11 protein-coding genes are annotated in these 17023 nt (G+C 66.5%); 4 read left to right on the top strand and 7 right to left on the bottom strand.

Features of this window, described 5'->3' with window-relative positions:
- Window positions 1-29: 29 nt before the first annotated feature.
- Both K9B35_RS17320 and K9B35_RS17315 read left to right on the top strand, forming a co-directional pair.
- The gene (locus tag K9B35_RS17320) at window positions 30-1001 is read left to right on the top strand and encodes a quinone-dependent dihydroorotate dehydrogenase (protein WP_224923253.1); all 972 of its coding nucleotides are present in this window, start codon (window positions 30-32) and stop codon (window positions 999-1001) included.
- 92 nt (window positions 1002-1093) lie between these two features.
- On the top strand, window positions 1094-2893 hold the full coding sequence (locus tag K9B35_RS17315; RefSeq protein WP_224923252.1) for an AMP-dependent synthetase/ligase: 1800 nt from the start codon (window positions 1094-1096) through the stop codon (window positions 2891-2893).
- A gap of 173 nt (window positions 2894-3066) precedes the next feature.
- On the opposite strand, the gene K9B35_RS17310 is transcribed toward K9B35_RS17315, so the two are convergent.
- Window positions 3067-5970: a M16 family metallopeptidase gene (locus tag K9B35_RS17310; protein WP_224923251.1), complete on the bottom strand. Its 2904-nt coding sequence runs from the start codon at window positions 5968-5970 to the stop codon at window positions 3067-3069.
- 128 nt (window positions 5971-6098) lie between these two features.
- Between K9B35_RS17310 and K9B35_RS17305 the strand changes: the two genes are divergently transcribed.
- Entirely contained in the window at window positions 6099-6809 is a 711-nt protein-coding gene (locus K9B35_RS17305; protein WP_224923250.1) for an aspartyl/asparaginyl beta-hydroxylase domain-containing protein, read from the top strand.
- Window positions 6810-6849: 40 nt separating this feature from the next.
- Here K9B35_RS17305 and K9B35_RS17300 read toward each other — a convergent pair whose 3' ends face one another.
- Both K9B35_RS17300 and K9B35_RS17295 read right to left on the bottom strand, forming a co-directional pair.
- The gene (locus tag K9B35_RS17300; RefSeq protein ID WP_224923249.1) at window positions 6850-9456 is read right to left on the bottom strand and encodes a TonB-dependent receptor; all 2607 of its coding nucleotides are present in this window, start codon (window positions 9454-9456) and stop codon (window positions 6850-6852) included.
- 171 nt (window positions 9457-9627) lie between these two features.
- The gene (locus K9B35_RS17295; RefSeq protein ID WP_224923248.1) at window positions 9628-10638 is read right to left on the bottom strand and encodes a LacI family DNA-binding transcriptional regulator; all 1011 of its coding nucleotides are present in this window, start codon (window positions 10636-10638) and stop codon (window positions 9628-9630) included.
- 68 nt (window positions 10639-10706) lie between these two features.
- Here K9B35_RS17295 and K9B35_RS17290 point away from each other — a divergent pair, with 68 nt between their 5' ends.
- Complete coding sequence (locus tag K9B35_RS17290) at window positions 10707-11561, top strand: endonuclease/exonuclease/phosphatase family protein (protein WP_224923247.1); 855 nt, start codon at window positions 10707-10709, stop codon at window positions 11559-11561.
- A gap of 71 nt (window positions 11562-11632) precedes the next feature.
- On the opposite strand, the gene K9B35_RS17285 is transcribed toward K9B35_RS17290, so the two are convergent.
- From K9B35_RS17285 to K9B35_RS17270, 4 genes are all read right to left on the bottom strand, one after another.
- On the bottom strand, window positions 11633-13729 hold the full coding sequence (locus tag K9B35_RS17285) for a sodium-translocating pyrophosphatase (protein ID WP_224923246.1): 2097 nt from the start codon (window positions 13727-13729) through the stop codon (window positions 11633-11635).
- A gap of 605 nt (window positions 13730-14334) precedes the next feature.
- Window positions 14335-15210 (bottom strand): thiamine-phosphate kinase, encoded by an 876-nt coding sequence (gene thiL / locus K9B35_RS17280; RefSeq protein WP_224923245.1) that lies wholly within the window; start codon window positions 15208-15210, stop codon window positions 14335-14337.
- Window positions 15211-15437: 227 nt separating this feature from the next.
- Window positions 15438-15785, bottom strand: coding sequence for an energy transducer TonB (locus K9B35_RS20380; protein WP_224923244.1), 348 nt, complete (start codon window positions 15783-15785; stop codon window positions 15438-15440).
- Between the two features lie 80 nt (window positions 15786-15865).
- Window positions 15866-17020 carry a tetratricopeptide repeat protein gene (locus K9B35_RS17270; RefSeq protein ID WP_224923243.1) on the bottom strand — a complete coding sequence of 385 codons (1155 nt, stop codon included), beginning with the start codon at window positions 17018-17020 and terminating at the stop codon, window positions 15866-15868.
- Window positions 17021-17023 lie beyond the last annotated feature (3 nt).

The following is a 17023-nucleotide window of genomic DNA, read 5'->3' as shown; positions in this document are numbered from 1 at the left end:
TTCGTCAACCCATGCTTTTATGGGGGGGCATGCTCTACGACCTGCTCAAGCCGCTGATCTATACCCTCGACGCCGAACGCGCGCACCGGCTCGCGATCCGGGCGGCGGCGCTGTCGTCCGGTGGCGCGATCCCGCGGGTGCGGCCGGTGATGATCGGTGGCGTGGAATTTCCCAATCCGGTGGGCCTCGCTGCGGGGCTCGACAAGGATGGCGAGGCAATTGATGGCCTGATGGGGATGGGCTTTGGCAGCGTCGAGATCGGGTCGCTGACCCCGCGACCGCAGGCGGGCAATCCCAAGCCGCGACTGTTCCGGCTGGTCGAGGATCGCGCGGTGGTGAACCGGATGGGGTTCAACAATGGCGGGATCGATGCGGCGCTGGAGCGGGTCAAGCGGGCGAAGCGGCCGGGTGTGCTCGGCATCAATGTCGGGGCGAACAAGGACAGCGATGATCGGGTCGCGGACTATGCACTCGGCGTGGAGAAGGTTGCGCCGCATGCGGACTATGTGACGATCAACGTCAGCTCACCCAACACGCCGGGGCTGCGCGACCTGCAGTCGCGGCCGGCGCTGGACGAGCTGTTGAACGCGGCGAGCGCGGCGCGCGTGCTGGAGGGGCGGCGGGTGCCGTTGTTTTTGAAGGTTGCGCCTGATCTGGATCGCGATGGCATGGCGGGGGTGGTCGCGGCGGCGGCGAATGCGAGCATCGACGCGCTGATCGTCGGTAACACCACCATCTCGCGCCCGGATAGCCTGCGTTCGCCGCTGGCGCGCGAGGCGGGCGGGTTGTCGGGGCGGCCGCTGGCGGTGCTGGCGCGGGCCAAGCTGGCGCAGGCGCTGGAGATTGCCGACGGCGCGATGCCGGTGATCGCGGTCGGCGGAATCGATTCGCCGGAGGAGGCGCGGGCGCGGCTCGATGCAGGGGCGGTGATGGTGCAGATCTACTCGGCGTTGGTGTTCGAGGGGCCGGGGCTGGTGCGGCGCATCCTCAATGCTCTGTGACGTAGCGGCATTGCGCTTGGCGGCAGCCGCGTTAGGGTTCGGGCTCAGATCGAGCGCGGGCACGAACTCGCGCCGCAGGAGTTGGGAACAGGATGCGCAAGCTCGAAAAATTCGACAATCTGGTTTCGATGTTCTTCACCCGCGCACGGGAATTGGGCGACGCGCCGTTCTTGTGGGCGAAGTCGGGCGGCAAATGGCACTCGACGAGCTGGGCCGAGTCCGCGCGCAAGGTTGCGAGCCTGGCGGCGGCACTGAGGAAGCTGGGGCTGAAGCCCGGCGACCGCGTGATGCTAGTCAGCGAAAACCGCCCCGAATGGTGCCTGAGCGATCTGGCGATCATGGCGGCGGGCGGGGTCACCGTGCCGACCTACACCACCAATACCGAGCGCGATCACCAGCATATTATCGATAACTCCGGCGCGACGATGACGATCGTGTCCGATGGCAAGCTGGCAAAGACGCTGCTTCCCGCGATCCTGCACACCGCCGGCAGTGCCGGGCATGTCGTGATCGGGATGGAGGAGATGAAGCTCAGCCAGCCCGGCGCGATCGATTTCCACGACTGGAACGCGCTGATCGCCGCCAACCCCGCCGATGTCGGCGAAGCCGAGCAGGCGGCGGCGCGGATGAAGCGCGCGGATCTGGCGTGCATCATCTACACCAGCGGCACCGGCGGTAGCCCGCGCGGCGTGATGCAGCATCATGGCGCGATCCTGACCAATGTCGAAGGCTGTTGCGTCGTCATCAGCGAGGATTTCGGGTGGGAGGACGAGGTGTTCCTGTCCTTCCTCCCGCTCAGCCACGCCTATGAGCATACGGGCGGACAGCATTTCCCGATCGGGCTGGGCGCGCAGATCTATTATTCCGAAGGGTTGGACAAGCTCGCCTCCAATATCGAGGAGGTGCGCCCGACGCTGATGGTCGTCGTCCCGCGCCTGTTTGAAGTGCTCCGCACCCGCATTTCCAAGCAGGTCGAGAAACAGGGCAAGTTCGCCAATTACCTGCTCGACCGCGCGGTTGCGATCGGCGGCAAGAAGGCGGCGGGCAAGGGTTCGCTGCTCGACCTGCCGATGAGCCTGTTTCTCAGCCGCACGCTCAAGCCCAAATTGTCGGCCAAGTTCGGCGGTCGGATCAAGGCGATGGTTTCGGGCGGTGCGCCGCTCAACCCCGAAGTCGGCATCTTCTTCGAAAGCCTCGGCATCACCTTCCTGCAAGGCTATGGCCAGACTGAGGCGGCGCCGGTGATCAGCTGTAACCGACCGAGCGCCGGACTGAAGCACGATACGGTCGGCCCGCCGCTGCACGGCGTCGAGGTCAAGATTGCCGAGGATGGCGAGATTCTGGTGCGCGGCGAGCTGGTGATGCACGGTTATTGGCGCAACGAGGCCGAGACCGCGCGGGTGCTCAAGGACGGGTGGCTGCACACCGGCGACATCGGGCTGATCGACGAGCGCGGGCGGATCAAGATCACCGACCGCAAGAAGGACATCATCGTCAACGACAAGGGCGACAATGTCGCGCCGCAAAAGGTCGAAGGCATGCTGACGCTGCAGCCCGAGATCATGCAGGCGATGATCGCGGGCGACCGCAAGCCCTACATGACCGCAGTGCTCGTGCCCGACCCCGAATGGACGCAGGAATGGTGCGCGAAGACGGGCGCGAAGTGCGACCTCAAGGGGCTGCGCGACAATCCGGAGTATCGCGCCGCCGTCGGCGCCGCGGTCGAGCGGGTGAACAAGGATCTGTCGGTGATCGAGCGCGTGCGCCGGTTCATCCTGGCGGATGAGCCCTTCTCGATCGAGAACCAGCAGCTGACGCCGAGCTTGAAGATCCGCCGCCATATCCTGAAGGAGGTTTATGGGGCGCGGTTGGACGGGTTGTACAAGCAGTAGGTGCTTGCTCCCCTCCCTGAAAGGGAGGGGTTGGGGGTGGGTGCGCGCGTCTGCGCGCCGAAAAACTCAAACAGACCGCGCGACAAAACAGCGGCAAGCGAGGCATCGAGCCTCGCTTGCCGCTAAACCCACCCCTAGCCCCTCCCTTTCAGGGAGGGGGATTGCATGTTTGGCTATCGCGCTCCCGCCGCCGGGGTTGCCGCCTTCGCCTCGGGCAGCACCACCATCGACCAGTCCTTTTCAGGCGACAGATACTTGATCGCGAGCGCCTGAAGCTCTTCCGGCCCGGTGCGGCCATAGTCGGGGCCGAGCGTGTTCACCGCGGCAAGCCGGCGCGGGTCGTTGGTGCCGCCTTCGGTCTGTTGCATCCAGAACGGGTTGCCGCTCGATCGACGCGAGATGAGCTGGATGGTCGGCACCAGCGCGCGGCGCAATTCGTCCAGCTCGATCGGCTTGGCGATCAGGTCGGCGGCAATCTCACGCGCGACGGTGAGGAACAGGTCGGTCTTGTCGGGTGGGAGCAGCGTGAGGGCGATCACCCGCCCGCCGCCGGGCTGGCCGACCGGCCACTGGCTGATGGCGGTCGGCGAATAGCTGACCCCCTCGGTCGAGCGGATGCGGTCGAGGATGCGGTCGCGCATCACGGCGGCGAGAATCTCGAGCTTGCGCCCCTCGGTGATGTTCACCGCGCCGCCGCCCGCCTGCCATGCGATCACCGCCGCCGCCTGATCGGGCTCGCCGGTGTGGCGCAGCACCACGGGGCTGTCGACATGCGCCGGGAATTGCACCGCCGCGGACACGATCCGCGCCGCGCGGCGCGGCTTCATCGCGCCAAAGCTGGTGCGCACCGCTTCGATCGCCTTGTCGACGTCGATGTCGCCGAACACCTGTACCTCGATCGGTCCGCTGGCGAGCAACGGTTCCCAGAATGCACGGAAGTCCTTGGCATTCAGTTTTTGGATGTCGGCGAGGTCAGGCATGCCCCAGCGCGGATCGCCGGCATGGAGCAGCTTTTCGAGACTGTTGCCGAGCACCGCATCGGGCGAGGCGTTGCGCGCCGCATAGCTCGCGACCGCAAGTGCGCGGGCGCGAGCAATCGGCTTGGGATCCCAGCCGGGCACCTCCAGCTTGGTCGCGATCAGGCGGAGCTGATCGGCGAGGTCGGCGGGCGAGGTCTGGCCAGCGATGACGAACGCGTCGTCGCTGACGCCGAACTGCATCGTGATACGCCGGTCGCCGGTGATCTGGTCGATTTCCTCCTGACCCAGCTTGCCGATGCCGCCCTCAAGCAGCGCAAGGTTCGCGGCCCAGGCCGGCGTCTGGCGCTTAGATGGCAGCGCCTGCATCCCGCGGCCGAACCGGACCGAGACATAGATGCGCCCGACTTCGCCCGGATTCTGGAAGAACAGGCCGGTGACGCCATTCGAATAGCGCACCTGATCGATCCTGGGGTCGGGCACCGCGACCGATCGCGCCATCACCTTGCCAGGTGACCCAAGCGGAGGGAGCGAGGCGAAGCTGACGTTGCGGAGCGTCGCGCGGGCACCGGCCAGCCCCGAAACATCGGCCTCCAGCGCGGCGGCGAGCTTGGTCTGGATCGTGGCGTCGGCGGTGCGCGTGTTGATGATCGCGCGGGTTGAAACGCCCTGTAGCACCCGCTGGGTCGATGCCAGCACGCGATCGGGCGTGAACATCTTCTGGTCGATCGCGCCCTGGAAGATGCCGAGGCTTGCCTGTTCGCTGGTCGTGACCTCGTTGATATCGACGGCGGCGATCAGCGTGTCGGCGCGCTGCGACCCGGCGGCGACGCGGGCGGTGTCGATCGCGTTGCGCATTTCCGACGCGATCTCGTTCACTTCGCGATCGATCTCAGCCTGAGTCGGCGCGGTGGCGAGCGCATCGGCGACGACGCCGCGCACTTCCTTGAGCGCAGTTTCCCAATCCTCGCCGATCGGGATCACCTGAATCGTCGTGATATTGGCCGAGCGTACCGCATCGGACAGGTCGGCGCTCGCCGTGAGATAGCTCGACCCCGCGCGCGCGCGGCGTTCGAGGCGGCGGTTGATGATGCGCACGGCGACGAAATCGACCCAGCGCTCCTGATTGAACTTCACCGTGTCCTCGAACACCGTCCATGGACGGAGCGTCGCGAGCAGGACGACGGGGGGCAGGGTCGGTTCGACCAAAGCGGCGCTTTTGGGATGGGTGTCGCTCGGTTTGCCGAATTCAGGGGTGACGGGATTGGGGCCGGTGCCCTTCCACGCCGCGAAATGCTTGGCGATCTGCGCCTCGAACAGGTCGGGATCGAGATCGCCGACGATCACCAAAGTGGTGCGCTCCGGACGATACCAGCGCTGGTGAAAGGCGCGGACCGAGTCGGCGGTTGCGCCGGTCAGCGTCTGGACGGTGCCGATCACGGGACGGTCGGCGAAGCGCTGTCCGGCGAAGAACAGGCGGCGGCGCAGTTCGTCGAACCGCTCCTCCGGCCCCAGCGCCTCACGCTGTTCGGCCAGCACCACCGGGCGCTCGAGCGTCAGCGACTGGGTGGTGATGTTGGGCGCCGCCATCATGTCGGCGAGGATCATCATCGACTGGTCGAGGCTCGTCTCGTTCGCATTGGGCAGGTCGAGCTTGTAGGTGGTCGAGATCGGCGTGGTGCTGGCGTTGCTGTCGGACCCGAAGGTGACGCCCAGCCGCTGCCACACGCGCTTCGATTCGCCATCGGGGACCTTTGACGATCCACGGAATGACAGATGTTCGAGCAGGTGCGCGAAGCCCTTTTCGCTCTCATCCTCCATCAGCGATCCGACCGCGATATGCAGCCGCACCGCGACCTGCCCTGGGGGCACACCATTTTTGCGCACCGCATAGCGAAGGCCGTTCGGCAGCGTGCCGAAGCGCCATTCGGGATCGTGCGCAATGTCGCTGCCCTTGTAGAGCCAGGCCGTCTTGTCGACCGCGACCGGCGCGGGGGCGGTCTGGGGTGCGGGAGCGGTGGACTGGCCGAGCGCGGGCAGCGCCACAGCGACCAGGAGGAAGGGAAGGGCGAGCGGCCGGAAGCGCGGAAACAATGCCATTGGGGGGCAGCTTAGCTTGGATGCGGTCCCCGTGCCAGCCGGTGCCGCAACGGTCCGTCGCGCGCGGCTTTGGCGCGGGTTTGGCCATGTTTTGGACCCAGTGTCGGCCTAGCCGCAGAGTTGAAGCCGTGCCCGACAGGGAGAGCGCGGCCAGCGTAACGGGGCGTGACGTGTACCAGCGGTCGATCGATCGGGGCGAGGGGGAGGCGGTGGCGGACGCATGCGTCGTGCCGCGCCCGCTGCCGACTCGTGAACGCGGCGGCTTGCGCCTGCTGGCGGATCGGGTGATCGCTGCCTTCTCATTGGTTCCGGTCGCGCCCGTCCTCGACGTACGGGTATTTTGCTGGACGCGTGGATTGCGCGACGCGTGGCGGACGATTCGTGAGGAGGCGCTGGCCACCGCATCGCTGCGCGATCAGGGCGACGCACCGTTCGTGCTGTGGCGCCGGGGTGCGCGGGTGGACGCGAATATCGCGCGCTGCCCGGCGACCGCCGCTGCGGTGGGACGGATTCCCGGGCTTGAGAGTGCGAGCTTCGCGATCCTCCCGCCGGGGGCGCATGTGCCGCGACGGCGAGGCGCGACGCGCGGGCTGCTGACCTGTCACCTTGGCCTGATCGTCCCGCGCGATGGCGATGTGCGGATGCGGGTCGGCGACCGGATGGTCCGCTGGGCCGAGGGTGAGACACTGGTGTTCGATGACACCTATGACCATGAGGCGTGGAACGACACCGGCGGCACGCGGGTAGTGCTGCGCGTTCGTGTGCGGCGCCCGTTGCGCCAGCCGGGGCGGTGGTTTGCCGATACGCTGTTGCGGGTGCGGTCGGCGCGGAGCCGTTGAAGTAGCGGGCCGCCGGCATGACGCCGACGGCCCGTTGCTCTCAGAACTTGGCCCGCACGCCGATCGAGAAGCGGCGTTCGGACAGCGCGTAGCTGTTGAGCGCGATCGGCCCGGCGGCGCTATATTCGGTCGTCGCCGAATCCTCCGGGATCAAGTTTTGCGCCTGGAGCGAGAGCGCGATGCCCTTGGCGAGATCGATGCCGATCTGGGCGTCGAGCTGGGAGCGCGCGCCGACGAAGCTTGGGCGGCCTTCGGAGAATTCGAATACGGCCTCGTCGCGGTAGTTGTACGCGATGCGCGCCGAGAATGGCCCCTTCTCGTACAAGCCGACCAGATTGTAGCTGTTCTTCGAAACCGCAACGAGCGGGAAGCCGGCATTATCCTCGGAATCCGAGAAGGTGTAGTTGGCGATGATACCGAGCCCGTCGAGCGGCGCGGGGAGGAAGTCGAAGAACTGCTGGACGCCGATTTCGAACCCCTTGATCTTCGCGCTGGCGAGGTTTTCGGGGCGGGAGAAGGTCAGCTCGCGCCCGGCCGGGTCGAGGTTGGTGTCGGTCCCAGTGGTGACGAAGCTGGCGATGAAGTTCTTGACGTCCTTGTAGAAGAACGCGCCCGAGATCAGCGAGCTTTTGCCGGTATAATATTCGAAGCTGATGTCCGCCTGGGTCGAGATGGGCGGTTCGAGCGCGGCGTTGCCGCCGGTCACCGACAAATTGGTCGCGTTGAAGAAGGTCGATGGGGCGAGGTCGGCGATCGATGCGCGCTGCATCGTCTGTGACCCCGACAGGCGGACGAGGAAGCTGTCGCTGACGTTGAACACGATGTTCGCGCTCGGCAGGAAGTTGGTATAGTCATTCTCGTCGGTGACCAGCGTGCTGGTGGTCCCGACATTGAGGAAGGTGTCGACCGACAGCTGGGTCCGCGCGATGCGCACGCCGGCATTGGCGGAGAAGGGGACGCCGCCAATCTCGCCCTTGGTCGCGACCATCAGATAGCCCGCCAGCGTCCGCTCACTGAAGTCATAGTCGCGCTGCGAATTGGGCAGCAGGGTCGAGCGGTCATTGGGGTTAGGGTTGGGCTGTGCCGCCTGCGCGCGGGCGAAGACATAGTCGAAGGTCGGTGCGGTGCTGACAAAGCCACGCGGGAAGGTGCCTGGAAGGTCGGGCAGGAACGACCCTGGCATGACCTGATTGAGATAGGGCTGAAGCTCGGCGCGGGTCGGGGTTACCTGGCTGCGATAGGCGTTCGATAGCGCATGGAGGTCGGTGTAGCGCACGCCCGCCGACAGGGTGAAACCGCTGTCGAATTCATAGGACAGGTCGAGCTTGCCGGTCCATTCCTCGAGCAGGCCGAGCAGGCGGTTGCTGCGCACCCCGTTGCTGGCCGGATTGTACGACGCGTACGCTGTCGGGTCCCAGCTGCCGAGGGTGAGGGTCGGGATCGTGCCGGTGCGGAAATCGAACGCGCCGGGGACCAATGCGGTGCCCTGAAGCGTGATGATCTGGATCGTCTGGTCGATCGTGCCCTTGCTGTAATAGCCATCGGCTTCGATGCTCAGCCCGCCGCTCTCATATTTGCCGTTGAGGCCATAGAGATAGCTTTCGGTCGGCTCGTTGCGGATCTGGCCCGCGGTGGTGACGGTGCCGTTGGCGTTACCTGCGACGACCACGCCGTTTTCGACGACGCGGTTGCTGACCGGGTTGCTGCCGGTGGGCAGGCGGAAGGCGAAGAAATCCTGATGGCGGCCGGTGGTGAGACGCGAGAACAGCGCGTCGGCGGTCACCACGAACTCGGGCGTTACCTCAACCTGCACCGCGCCGTTGAGGCCGAGCCGCGAGCGGTCGACCACGAAATTCTCATATTGCAGCAGCACCGGGGTCGGCGTCACCGCAGCGCCGGTGCCGGTATAGGTGCGGTTGAGGAAATTGTTGCGCTCGAACGCCTGGGTGGTCGAGGTACGCTTCTGATACTCCGCCGCCAGCATCACGCCGACCTTGCCATCGGCGAACTTGGTGGTCGCAAAGCCGGTCAGCACCGGTTCGAAGGTCTCGCTATTCTCCGAATAAACCCCGGTCGCGCGCAGCGAGACGGTGGTGTCGCGGAAGTCGAGCGGCTTGGGCGTGACGAGATTGACGGTACCGCCCAGCCCGCCTTCAGCCTGGTTGGCGAGCGGCGATTTGCGCACTTCAAGCCGACCGAACAGGCTGGAGGGCACCGAGTCGAGGCCCGACGAACGGCCGAGCTGGTCATTCTCCGGCGGCGACAGGCGCGCCGACCAGCCGAGCAGGGTGCGGCCATCGACCTCGACCCGGACTTGCTGAAGGCCACGCACCGACACCGACTGACCCTCGCCGAACACGCGGGTGATCTGGACGCCGGTGACGCGTTGCAGCGCCTCGGCGACATTGGCGTCGGGCAGTTTGCCGACATCCTCGGCGGTGATGACGTCAAGGACCTGATCGGCCTCACGCTTGATATCGGCCGCGCGTTCCAGCGACGCGCGGATGCCGGTCACGACGATTTCGTCCTTTGCCTCGGCTTCGGTTTCCGGCGCGGCGTCTTGCGCCAGCGCGGGCGTGCTGAATGCGAGTGCGGTGGCGAGCGCACTGGCGGCGATCCCCGACTTGACGGATGTGTTGATGCTCATGGTGTTTTCCTCCCCATTCCGCACGGAACGGACAGGGCAGGGTGCGCCTCTCACCCAGTGTCACCCTCTCTCGCGCCGTACGCCAAACCGACCCGGCTTTAGACACCGGTGTCAGGCATGTTGTGTGACAAACTGATTCAGGAGTCAACCAAGATGTCGGACAACTTGATGCTAGCGTAGTGGTACGGGACCGGTGCTGGCGCGTGCGATCAGGCGCGTGTCGAAAGTCAGCCGGTCGCGTGGGCTCTTTGCGTCGAGCAGCAGATCGGCGGCGCTGCGCGCGAGCTCATGCACCGGTTGCCGCACGGTGGTGAGCGGTGGCCACACCGCCGCAGCAAGGTCGGAGTCGTCGAACCCGACGATCGACAGCTGGTCGGGCACGGTGATCCCGCGCTCATGCGCGACTGCGAGCGCGCCCGCAGCCATATCGTCATTGCCGGCAAACAGCGCGGTCGGCGGGTTGGCGCGGTCGAGTAGTGCGTGCGCGGCACGGCGGCCCGATTCGATACTATAGTCGCCCGCGACCACCAGCGTGTCGTCAAAGGCGATGCCCTGACCTTCGAGCGCGGCGCGATAGCCCTTTAGGCGCTCGACCGACGAGATATGCGTATCCGGCCCCTTGATGAAGGCGATCGCGCGATGGCCGTGCGCCAGCAGATGCGCGGTCGCCTCCTGCGCGGCACTGGCGTCGTCGATCGTCACCGATCGCCCGACATCGCGACGCACCCCCGGCTCGATCCGCACGTAGGGCAGTCCGCGCCGGTCGAGTTCGTCGAGCAACGCTTCGTTCTCGGTCACAGGCGGCGAGAGGATCAGTCCGTCGAGATGCGTCTCATCCACCAGCGCGGCGACATCGGCGACCAGGCCGGGTGCGGCGCTGTCGACCGGCTGGGTCAGCAGGCGATAGCCATGTTCGGCGCACCCCTCCTGCGCTCCGGCGAGCAGGTGGTAGACATAATAGGGGCTGGGGTTGTCGTAGAGCAGCGCGACCTGAAACGACTTGCGCCCGGCCAGCGTGCGCGCGGCGAGGCTGGGGCGGAAATTGAGGTCGGCGACGACCTGCTCCACGCGGCGGCGGGTCTCGTCGCTGACGTTTTTCTCGTTGTTGAGCACGCGGGAGACGGTCTTGAACGACACGCCCGCGAGCTTTGAGACTTCCTTGATCGTCGGCCGTCGCGCCATTTGCCTCCCCTGACAGGTTCAAGGCATAGGTGACAGCGTTGGCAACAGGCAAGAGTGGAGTTCAGTGCATGGATCGGCGCGGAGTGATGGCGGGACTGGCGGCGACGCTGACGATTCCCGCCGGGGCGGCACGGGCCGGCAAGCTTCCCGCCCACAAGCTGTTGCAGGTCATGAGCTTCAACGTCCGCCTGCCGCTTGAGTCGGACGGGCCGAACCGCTGGGAGGCGCGCCGCGAGCTGTTCATCGAAACGATCGCGCGGTCGGTGCCCGATCTGATCGGGACGCAGGAATTGTGGAAGATTCAGGGCGACTTCATTGCCGAACGGCTGCCGCAGTTCGCCTGGTTCGGTCGCGACAGGCGCGGCGGGCATGACGATGAGCATATGGGGGTGTTCTATCGCCGCGACCGGTTCCGGTTGATCGAGCAGGGCGATTTCTGGCTGTCGGAGACCCCCGAGGTGCCCGGAAGCATCAGCTGGGGGCATCCGTATCCGCGGATGGCGACCTGGGGCTATTTCGAACAGATCGCCGACCGGCGGCGGCTGTGGTTCATCAACACCCACTTCCCCTATCGGGCCGAGGACGAAGAGGCCCGGTCGAAATGCGCGGCGCAGATTGCCGCGTGGGTCGCAGCGCGGCCGGCACGGGAACCGGTCGTCCTGACCGGGGACTTCAACACCGGCCCGGACAGCGCGGCGCATCGCATCCTCACCGCCACGCTGGTCGATGCCCGGATGACCGCGCCGCTTGAGGCCGGGCCGCAGGGTACGTTTCACGGATTTTCGGGGACGCCTGGCAAGCGGATCGACTGGATTCTGTCGCGGGGGTTGGAGCCGATGCTTGTGGCCACTGATGTATTCGGGCGGGACGGGCGGTATCCGTCCGATCACTTTCCCGTCACCGCGGGCTATGGCTGGCCTTGAAGAAAAGAAGAAAGAAGACCCTCCCCAACCCCTCCCGCGAAGGCGGGAGGGGCTGAAGAAGGCCATCGGGTTTATCCTGCAGCCAGTGCCGCGAGCAGCAGCAGGGCGACGATGTTGGTGATCTTGATCATCGGATTGACCGCGGGGCCAGCCGTGTCCTTATAGGGGTCGCCGACGGTGTCGCCGGTCACCGCGGCCTGATGCGCCGGGCTGCCCTTGCCGCCATAGGCGCCGAGTTCGATCACCTTCTTGGCATTGTCCCACGCGCCGCCGCCGCTGGTCATCGAGATCGCGACGAACAGGCCCGAGACGATCACGCCGATCAGCAATGCGCCGAGCGCGGCAAAGCCATTGGCCTGACCCGCCACTGCGGTGATCGCGAAATACACCGCGATCGGCGCGAGCACCGGGAGCAGCGAGGGGACGATCATCTCGCGGATCGCGCCCGACGTCACCAGACCCACGGTGCGGGCATAGTTGGGACGGACGCTGCGATCGGCGATGCCGGGGTTTTCCTTGAACTGCGCACGGATGTCCTGCGCCACCGCCTGCGCCGTGCGGCCGACGGCGGTCATCGCCATGCCGCCGAACATGTACGGCAGCAGCGCCCCGAGCAGCAGCCCGACGATGACATAGGGGTTGGACAGCGAGAAGTTCACCGCGACATCGCCGAAGAACTCGCCCAGATCGACGGTGTAGGTCGCGAACAGCACCAGCGCGGCGAGGCCGGCCGAGCCGATCGCATAGCCCTTGGTCACCGCCTTGGTCGTGTTGCCCACGGCATCGAGCGCGTCGGTGCGCTCGCGCACTTCCTTGTCGAGCCCGGCCATCTCCGCAATGCCGCCGGCATTGTCGGTCACGGGACCATAAGCGTCGAGCGCGACGACCATGCCGGCCAGCGCCAGCATCGAGGTTGCGGCAAAGGCGATGCCCATCAGTCCGGCAATCTGGAAGCTGGCGATGATGCCGACCACGATCACCAATGTCGGCAGCGCGGTCGATTCCATCGAGATCGCCAGACCCTGAATGACGTTGGTGCCATGGCCGGAGTCAGACGCCTTGGCGATCGACTTCACCGGGCGATAGTTGGTGCCGGTGTAATATTCGGTGATCCACACCAGCAGCCCGGTGACGCCAAGCCCGACCATCATCGACCAGAACAGGTCCATGCCGGTGAAGTTGAGACCACCGCCAACCTGGGTGTCCATGCCGCCCAGCGTTTGTGCGGTGACGTAATAGATTGCCGGGATCGACAGCAGCGCGGTGGCGATGAAGCCCTTGTACAGCGCGCCCATGATGTTGGTGCCCGAACCGAGCCGGACGAAATAGGTGCCGATGATCGAGGTGATGATGCAGATGCCACCGACTGCAAGCGGCAGGCTCATCAGTGCGAGCAGCGATGCATTGTCGATGCCGGTGACGAGCAGTGCAGTCAGCACCATCGTCGCGCCGACCGTGACGACGTAGGTTTCGAACAGATCGGCGGCCATGCCGGCGCAATCGCCGACATTGTCGCCCACGTTATCGGCGATGACGCCGGGGTTGCGATCGTCATCCTCGTCAAAGCCAAGCTCGTTCTTGCCGACCATGTCGGCGCCGACGTCCGCAGCCTTGGTGAAGATGCCGCCGCCGAGGCGGGCGAAGATCGAGATCAAAGATGCGCCGAATGCCAATGCGACGAGTGCGTCGACGACATGGCGATCCTGTGGGGCGTACCCGGCCGGGCCGGTGAGATACCAGAAGAAGACCGAGATCGCGAGCAGCGCCAGCCCCGCCACCAGCATGCCGGTGATCGCCCCGGCGCGGAATGCGACGGTGAGGCCCGACTGCAGCGAAGTGCGTGCCGCCTCAGCCGTGCGGACATTCGCGCGGACCGAGATGTTCATCCCGATAAAGCCGGTGATGCCTGACAACACCGCGCCGAGCAGGAAGCCCGCCGCCGAAGTGAGCCCCAAGAAATAGCCGACCAATATCGCGACGATCGCGCCGACGACGGCAATCGCGGTATATTGCTTGGCCAGATAGGCCTGAGCGCCTTCCTGAATAGCCGCAGCGATTTCCTGCATCCGGGCATTGCCGGCCGAATAAGCGAGCACCTGATAGCTCGTGAAAATTCCATAGAGCACGGCGAGTAAGCCGCACCCGATGGCGATCGTGACAACCGTCATCTGGTATCCTTCCCCTGTGAATCCCGCGGGTCGTCCAGATCTTGATGCCCGGTACAAACCGCGTCGGGGTGGAGCGTAGAGAGGGGCGGGGGGCTGTCAAGCGGCGTGGTGGATCGGCCGGGTGTCCGACGAAGCTGACGAAAATGGGGTGTTTCACGCGCGGCGGAGGTGAACGCACCAGGTTTGCGACCGGAATGCGCCGGGTTTTCGACAGGTGCGCGACGGTGACGCGACAGGGGCGCGACGCGGGCGCGACGGGCTGACACCCGCGACGCGACGGAGACGCGACGTGCTGACAACCGGCACGCGACTGGCGCGCGTCGGGTCGGCGACGCGGGGGTGGCTGAGTCGGATGGAGTCGGCTTCATCGATCAGGGTAGATCAGAAGAAATCCAACATTTGAAGGGGGTTGTTGGGGTGGGGGCCAGTTGTGTCTCCCCTCCCTGAAAGGGAGGGGGCGGGGGGTGGGTGCGCGCGTCTGCGCGCCGAAAAGACTCAAACAGACCGCACGGCAAAAAGCAGCAATCGAGGCATCGAGCCTCGCTTGCCGCTAAACCCACCCCCAACCCCTCCCTTTCAGGGAGGGGAGCTATGCATGGCAGGACTCAGCCGCCGTGGCGGTAGCCGAGCTTCGCGGGGAGGGGGATGGGGGCGCCGTTCGCCGTGAGGGTGAGGCCGCTGCCGGGGCTGGCGGTGCCGATGCGGGAGGCGGGGACTGGCGGCTCTATGCCATCGGGCAGGGTGAACAGGAGTTCGTAATCGTCGCCTGCGCACGCCGCGTCGAGGACGGGGCCGGGGAGCGCCAGCGGGACCGCGTCGAGGTCGATGGCGAGGGCAATGTTGCTGGCCGTTGCCAGCCGGTCGGCGTCGATCAGCAGGCCGTCGGAGACGTCCATCATCGCGGTGGCGAGGGGGGCGAGTGCTTGCCCCTCCGCGACGCGCGGGACGGGGTGGAGGTAGCGGGCGAGGTCACGTGGTTCGCCATCCGCACCGAACGCCGCGCCGCCGATGGTGCCGGTGACCCAGAGCGTGTCGCCGGGCCGCGCGCCGGTGCGCAGGGGGGCTTTGGGTTGCGCGGTGCCGATGGCGGTGAGCGTCAGGCTGCGCGGCGCGCCGGCGGGCATCGCTACCGTATCGCCGCCGATCAGGGGCATCGCGTAGCTGGTGAGCGCCTGGTTGAGGCCATCGAGGAACGCGCGGTCCCATTCGGCGTCGCCCGACAGGCTGTAGTTGAGCAGGCAGGCAAGCGGCGTCGCGCCTTTGGCCGCGAGGTCCGACAGGTTCACCGCCGCGAGCCGCCAGCCGACCGATTGTGGCGGGTCGTGCGGGCGGTAGTGGACCGACTCGACCATCGTGTCGCTGGTGAGGATCAGGGTGCCGGTGGTGACGTCGAGCTGCGCTGTATCATCCGCGAGGCCCGCCGCTGCGGGGTGCGTCGCGATGGCGCGCAGGGCGGTGAGGAAGGTGAACTCGTCGGACACTCGGCGGATGTAGCCATAGTATAGAGGCGGTGCCAGCACGGCCTTCTTCCGCTCCCCTCTTGATAGCGGAGGTTGGGTTAGGGGCGGAGCGGAGCTTCGCTCCGCGCGGCTACTGCGTAGCCGCCCACCCCTCACCCAGCTCCGACTAGGGCCTTGCTTCGCAAGACCCAAGTCTGCGCATCCCTCTCCCCTCCTGCGGAGGGGCGAGGGGAAGAACGCTGAGCGTGCTACTGGAGAACCCAAGTGATCGCCAAGGAAACGACACTGGCGATAGGCTTGCCTTCAGCATCGAGCGCAGGGCTGTAGCGCGCCCGTCGCATCAGCAGCTTGCAAGTCTCAATGTCGAGCAACGGGTAACCTGACGTACTAACGATTTCGCACCTTATAGGGCACCCTTCTTCGGAAAGGTGCAGTGCGTACCCAATGCGTCCATGCATCTTCGCTTTGCGAGCAGCTTTCGGGTAATCTTTGTAGGTGAACCAGGTTGCGCCCGTCGGGGGTGCGGGAGGGCGACCGCAATGCAATTTTGTGGGCGCAGTTAACGTGGCGGCTGCGAGAAGCGACGACAGGATCATTCGCAGAGTGGTAGCGCGCGATCCCGTCGCAGCAAGTTGCTTCCGCTCGGCGCCTGCTCATCGGACGCAGGGGCGCGGCGTCAGCGCGACGCCCCCAACCGCCAGGCCACCGCCACACTCCCCGCAAACACCCCGCGCCATTGCGACAGGTCCGCGCGGCTGCGTTCGTCGAAGTCTTGCGCGCGGGCGGCGCGGGTGAGGGCGCCGGTGGCGGCTTCGCGGATCAGGGTGCGGGCGACGGGGAGGGCGGTGTCGTTGGCGGCGAGGAAGCGGGCGAGATTGTGGGCGGCGCGGATACGCAAGGGGGCGTCGGGGGACAGGGTTTCGCGCGCGCCGGCATAAGCGAGCATGTAGAGTTCGAGCGCGCCGGTGCGTTTGCCCTGGGCGTCGAGATTTTCGGCGAGCATCGTCTGGGCGAGCGTGGTGCGCGGGTCGCCGGGGATCAGCACGGCCTCACGCGTCATCAGCCCGGCGCGCAGATAGGGTTCGGCGATCAGCCGCGCGGCATCGGGCTGGCGCGCGAGGAGTTCGGCGAGGTTGAGCATCGAGGTGCCGAGGTCGTAATGGCTGCCCTTCAGCCGCTCGCGCCGGATCGTCAGTGCGGCCTGTTGTTCGGCGAGGGCATCGCGGTCGCGGCCCATGCGGGCGAGCAGCACGCCCAAATTGGCGCGCGCGGTGGCGATGGCGAGGAGGTTTTCGGGGAGCCGTTCCTGCCGCACCGCGATGGCGCGGCGCAGCGCCGGTTCGGCGTCGGCATAGCGGCGCTGTTCGGCGAGCACGATGCCGAGGTTCATCAGATGATCGGCGAGCAGTTCGGGGTCGCCGCCTTCGCCCGCCTGAAGCGTCTGCGCCGCGACGCGCAGGACCGGTTCGGCCTGATCATAGCGTCCGCCGCGCAGCAGCACCGCGCCGAGCATGCCGCGCACGACGCTGGTGTCTTCATGCGCGGGGCCGCGCAGGGTCTCCATCATGGTGAGGGCGGTGCGGGCAGCGCGTTCGGCTTCGTCGAACAGGCCGGCGGTGGCGAGCATCTCGGCGGCGGCGACGAGGCCGAGTGCGCAGTCCTCGCTGGGCGGGGTGGCGGGGGTGCAGTTGGTGCGCGCTTCTGCTGTCGCCGCGAGCACGGTTTCGCGCGGGATCGCGGTTGCGCTTTCGTCGAGTTGGAGGCCGAATTTGAATTCGTCGGCTGCGGCCGGGGTGGCGATCAGGGCGAGCAGCAGGGCGAGGTAGCGCATGAC

Origin of the sequence: Sphingomonas sp. R647, assembly GCF_020177055.1 — a bacterium.
GTDB lineage: Bacteria > Pseudomonadota > Alphaproteobacteria > Sphingomonadales > Sphingomonadaceae > Sphingomonas.
This window is presented reverse-complemented; position numbering and strand designations above follow the sequence as displayed.